We start from the raw sequence: 5,007 nt of genomic DNA, 5'->3' as shown, positions 1-5,007 counted from the left end.
ATGCTGCTCACCTCTATTAGCTAGTACGATCAACGCTTGAGAAATTTTGTCCATGAACTGATCTGGCGTTTGTTCTCCACGGTAAATTTCATGGTACACTTCACCATCTTGAATGAACAAGACCCGATTCGAATAAGCAGCAGCTCTTGTACTATGAGTAACCATGATAATGGTTTGTCCAGCGTTATTGATGGTTTCAAAAGTTTCTAACAGGCTTTGGCTGGATTTTGAATCTAATGCTCCAGTTGGCTCATCAGCAAGAAGCAATTTCGGATTAGTGATCAAGGCACGAGCTACAGCTGCGCGTTGTTTTTGTCCTCCAGACACTTCATAAGGATAATGATTAATCAATCCATCGATTTTCATTTTTTTAACGATTGGCATCAAACGATGTTCCATTTCAGTTATTGACGTATTTGACAGTACTAGCGGCAATACTATATTGTCTTTAATTGAAAAATTGTCCAATAAGTTGAAATCTTGGAATACAAAGCCTAAATAATCTCTACGGAAATTAGAAATATCATTGTCCTTGATGCCTGTTAAATCTTTTCCTTCCAGCAAAACCTCACCATCAGTTGCAGTATCAAGGGTTGCTAAAATATTTAATAAACTTGTTTTACCAGAACCTGACTCTCCCATAATGGAGACAAATTCTCCTTTTTCTACTGAAAAATTCACGTCTTTTAAAGCCTGCACTTCTTGCGTTGAGAACCTTCCTGTATACGTCTTTTTTAAATGACTCACTTCTAATAATGTCATAATTATTTCCTCCTGTTCATTTCTCTATTTCTATTACTAGTTTAATAAAAATGAACAATGCTTGCTTTTATCTTTTCTTACAGATGGTGATTAAACCTTACACTTTCGTAAGATTCAGTATTAATAATCTTTTATTAGTGAAGTTCGGGCTAAATCGATTATTACTTTAGTGCCTTTTCCTACAATTGACTTGATTGACATCTCATGACCAAGGCGTTTTGTAATTTCCTGACTAAGAAATAAGCCCAACCCTGTTGATTTTTCGTGAATTCTTCCATTAAAGCCAGAATACCCACGTTCAAAAATACGCGGCAAATCTTCAGAGCGAATGCCAATACCGGTATCTTCAATAATGAGTTGGTCTTCCTTAGTTGGGCTCATATAAATTTTTATCTTACCGCCTTCAGGAGTGTATTTCAGACTATTAGAAAGAATTTGTTCAACTAATACCCTCAACCATTTCTCATCGGATAAAATACTTTTGTTGGTTTCTTGATAATCTAATTGGATACGATTGTAAATAAATAAAATCGAAAACTTCTTAACCGTTTCTTTGATCACTCGGTCAAGCGAAACTTGTACAAAGTCTAAATCAGAACCGCTTTGCTCTATTTTCAAATAATTCAATGCCATATGTGTATAGTTTTCAATCTGCAGCAACTCTTGTTCCATTTGATGGGTAAATTTTGATTTATTGTCCCGTTGCATCAATAAGCTGATAGCTGAAATGGGTGTTTTGATCTGATGCAGCCACAAGGTAAAATAGTCTATCTGAGACGTATTGCGTTGCTGACTCTTTTTTTTGACTTGTTGCATTTCTTCTATTAAGTTTTCAATTTTAAGATGAAAAAAATCTTCACTCGGATCACGATTAGAAGACAGTTGCTTCAGCGTATCAATTGGATCTTTATCTAATCGCTCCAACAAACGAAACCGTTTATAATACCTTAAAAATTTAAATAGGAAGAAACAACCGCCTATAAATAGAGAAAGTTCGATACTAAATACTAAAAAGTAAATTGGCAATTGCCCTAATACATAAATAAAACTAAATATACCTAAATTAAGTACATACGCTAAAAAGAAAGAATAATGAGTTTTTATAAACGCCTTGATAATATCAATCACTTTATTAGTTGATTTCAATAGAGTCATCATCCTTTTGCAGGCCATATCCATAGCCTTTTTTTGTGACAATAAATGAGGTCAAGTCCAATTCAGCTAGTTTTTTTCGTAAACGATTGATATTGACTGCCAATGTATTGTCATCAATAAACGAATCATTTTCCCATAATTTCATCATGATCGCCTCTCGCGAAACAAAAGCCCCTTTTTGTATAAATAAGACTTCTAAAATTTTCATTTCGTTTTTGGTCAGTTCAACTTCCTGATCCATATATTGAATCTTTAGTTCACTTGTTTTTAGATAGACTTGTTGATAGCTTAAATAAGCATCATTGCCCGTAAAATCATACGTTCTGCGCAATAGAGCTTGTATTTTAGCTAACGCTACTGTTAAATCAAATGGTTTACTAATAAAGTCATCTGCTCCCATTTGAATAGCCATCACAATATCCATTCGTTCACTTTGAGAAGAAATAAAAATAATCGGTACTTGCGAGACTTTGCGAATTTCTGTACACCAGTAATAACCATTAAAATATGGCAGCTTAATATCGATTAAGACTAATTGAGGTGTTTCATGTGTAAAAGTATCCATAACAGCATTAAAATCTGTTACATGAAACGCATCGTATTGCCATTTCATCAACTCTTCTTGTAAACTTGAAGCAATTACCAAGTCATCTTCAATAATCATAATTTTAACCATTTTACGCACCTACTTATCTTTAATTATTTACTACATACTATACAGGTTTTTTTTCAATCATCCTATGAGACTTTTGCCTTAGTCAGCAACTATACTACAAAAAAAAGAAAGAATTCGGCTGATCGTGCTAACCGAATTCTTTCTTTTACTATTTTCTTTATAGAAAAATTTAGTTACTTTGATTCAACGACTAAATAACGGTGAGGTTCATTGCCTTCAGAATGAGTAATAACAGAATCATCTTTACTTAAATAAAAATGAATTTGTTTTCTTTCAGAAGCAGGCATAGGTTCTAAGAATACAGGTTGCTTTGTACGTCGGACTTTTAAAGCAGTCCGCTCAGCTAGCTCTCTCAAAGCATTCTCTCGGCGTTCACGGTAATCGCCAACATTAACAATAGCGACAAATTTTGTTTTAGCATGACGATGAAGCAACACTTGAGCTAATGATTGTAAAGCATTTAATACTTTACCATGTTTCCCAATAATCAAACCCGCTTTTTCTGTTTCAATTTGAAATACGACTTGATCTTTTGTTTCTTCTACAGTTACTGTACTAGAGATACCCATTTTTTGCGTAATGTCTTGAAGGTAATCTGCCACCATTTCGATCGCTTGCTCATCATTTCGTTCCGTACTAGTTACGGTAGAAAGATGATCCGCTTCTGACAAAATTGGTGCTTTTTCTTGTACAGTTTCAACTTGGATTGATTCAGATGCTGGAGTAAAAGTTTCTTCTTTAATAGATGTTTCTTGAAAGAATTCTTTCGCGTTGTTGTCTACTGCACTATTAGTGACTGTCACAACTGCATCTTTCTTACCTATTTTAAAAATACCTTTTCTACCTGGATCGATTATTTCAATAGAAGCTTCTTTTTTAGTGATCCCTAGTTTCTTCAATGCCTTTTGAGTAGCTTCCTCTATTGTTTCAGCTTGAGCTGTATACTTATCCATATGCCTGCCTCCATTCTCCCCATTTTTAACGTTTTATCTTTTTTTCTTTTTCTTCGGTTTTAGTGCTTTTTCAAGAGCACGTTGACGATCTCGTTCAGTTTTTATTTTTTCGTCACGCTCTTTTTTAATTTTAAAAGGATTATTTAATAATAATGTTTGTGCCACAGAAAACGCATTTCCAACTACCCAGTATAATGATAATGCACTAGGTAATGTGATACCCATAAATAAGATCAAAGCGGGCATTACGTAAAGCATAGTGGTTGTTGTCGGATTAGACTCTGCTTGACTCATAGTAGATAGCTTAGTCGTTGCAAACGTTAATATAGCAGCTAGTATAGGCAAGATGAAGTATGGATCTGGTGCCCCTAGATTCATCCATAAAAAGTTTCCTGTTTTTAAAACTTCTGTACGGCTTATTGCTTGATACATGGCAATAAGTACTGGCATCTGAATAAGCAATGGCAAACAACCGGCTACAGGGTTGACACCTGCTTCTGAATACAATTTAGAAGTTTCTTCTTTTAATTTATTTTGAGTATCTGTATCTTTAGAAGCATATTTTGTTTGCAATTCTTTTAGTTGCGGTTGCAACTCTGTCATTTTCCTAGTACTTTTAGTTTGACCATGCATGACAGGTAAAAGAATCAATCGAATAATTAAGGTAAAGACAATTATCCCAACTCCATAACTTCCACCAAATAAATTAGATAACCAAATAATAACACGAGAGAAATTAAAAATAATATATTTATCCCAAATCCCTGTGCTTTGTTCTGTGATAGGTGAAGTACCACAACCTACCAAAACGACTGCTAGCAGTACTGTTCCTAACAAAAGAAGTAATCGCTTACGTTTAATCACGTTTTATCCCCCACTCTAATAAATCAATCTATCTTAATAATTTAGCAAGCTTTAACACATGCATCAAGCTTTTTTTTGTTTCTTGCACTGTCATCTCTGCTGCTGGTTTTCGAGCAATTACGATAAAATCTTTTTCTGCTTTTAATTGCGGCTTCAACTCTGTTAAACTTTGTCGAATGCTTCTTTTAACTTTGTTCCGCACAACAGCATTTCCAATTTTTTTCCCAACGGATATTCCTACACGAAAATGTGGTTGATCCTTTTTATCTAATACGTAAATGACAAATTGACGATTTGCTGTTGATTTGCCATGATGAAAAACTTTTTGAAATTCAGCTTCTTTTTTGACACGATAGGTTTTTCTCATTAAAATAACCTCTCATCTCTATAATAAATTAATATAAACCCGTTCCCATTTAATGGAATAAGTATCAAAAATACTCCGTAGTTGTTTACATTTAAACAACCACTGAGTACTTTTTTATTCAAATCCTAAAAAAAAAGACCACTGAAACGTTCAGTGATCTATGCAGACAATACTTTTCTACCTTTACGGCGTCTACTTTGTAATACATTACGTCCATTTTTAGTACTCAT

General features: G+C 34.0%; 7 protein-coding genes. All 7 read right to left on the bottom strand.

Annotation, left to right across the window (positions count from 1 at the left end):
* On the bottom strand, positions 1-762 hold a 762-nt coding region (locus tag ABS911_RS14185; RefSeq protein WP_350468094.1), incomplete at its 3' end, for an ABC transporter ATP-binding protein.
* Between the two features lie 120 nt (positions 763-882).
* A complete protein-coding gene (locus ABS911_RS14180; protein ID WP_350468096.1) occupies positions 883-1,917 on the bottom strand; it encodes a sensor histidine kinase in 1,035 nt (344 codons plus the stop codon).
* Positions 1,895-2,593 carry a response regulator transcription factor gene (locus tag ABS911_RS14175; protein WP_350468093.1) on the bottom strand — a complete coding sequence of 233 codons (699 nt, stop codon included), beginning with the start codon at positions 2,591-2,593 and terminating at the stop codon, positions 1,895-1,897. Before ABS911_RS14175 ends, ABS911_RS14180 begins: the two co-directional genes overlap by 23 nt.
* A gap of 173 nt (positions 2,594-2,766) precedes the next feature.
* Positions 2,767-3,546 (bottom strand): RNA-binding cell elongation regulator Jag/EloR, encoded by a 780-nt coding sequence (jag, locus tag ABS911_RS14170; RefSeq protein ID WP_350468092.1) that lies wholly within the window; start codon positions 3,544-3,546, stop codon positions 2,767-2,769.
* A gap of 33 nt (positions 3,547-3,579) precedes the next feature.
* Positions 3,580-4,410 (bottom strand): membrane protein insertase YidC, encoded by an 831-nt coding sequence (gene yidC / locus ABS911_RS14165; RefSeq protein ID WP_350468091.1) that lies wholly within the window; start codon positions 4,408-4,410, stop codon positions 3,580-3,582.
* Between the two features lie 28 nt (positions 4,411-4,438).
* On the bottom strand, positions 4,439-4,777 hold the full coding sequence (gene rnpA / locus ABS911_RS14160; RefSeq protein WP_350468090.1) for a ribonuclease P protein component: 339 nt from the start codon (positions 4,775-4,777) through the stop codon (positions 4,439-4,441).
* Between the two features lie 158 nt (positions 4,778-4,935).
* Positions 4,936-5,007 (bottom strand): 50S ribosomal protein L34 (locus ABS911_RS14155; protein WP_350468095.1); only part of this gene is annotated, 72 nt, incomplete at its 5' end.

This window comes from Carnobacterium sp. (assembly GCF_040274425.1).
Note: the sequence above shows the minus strand (reverse complement) of the source record. Positions and strands in the feature narration are given on the sequence as shown.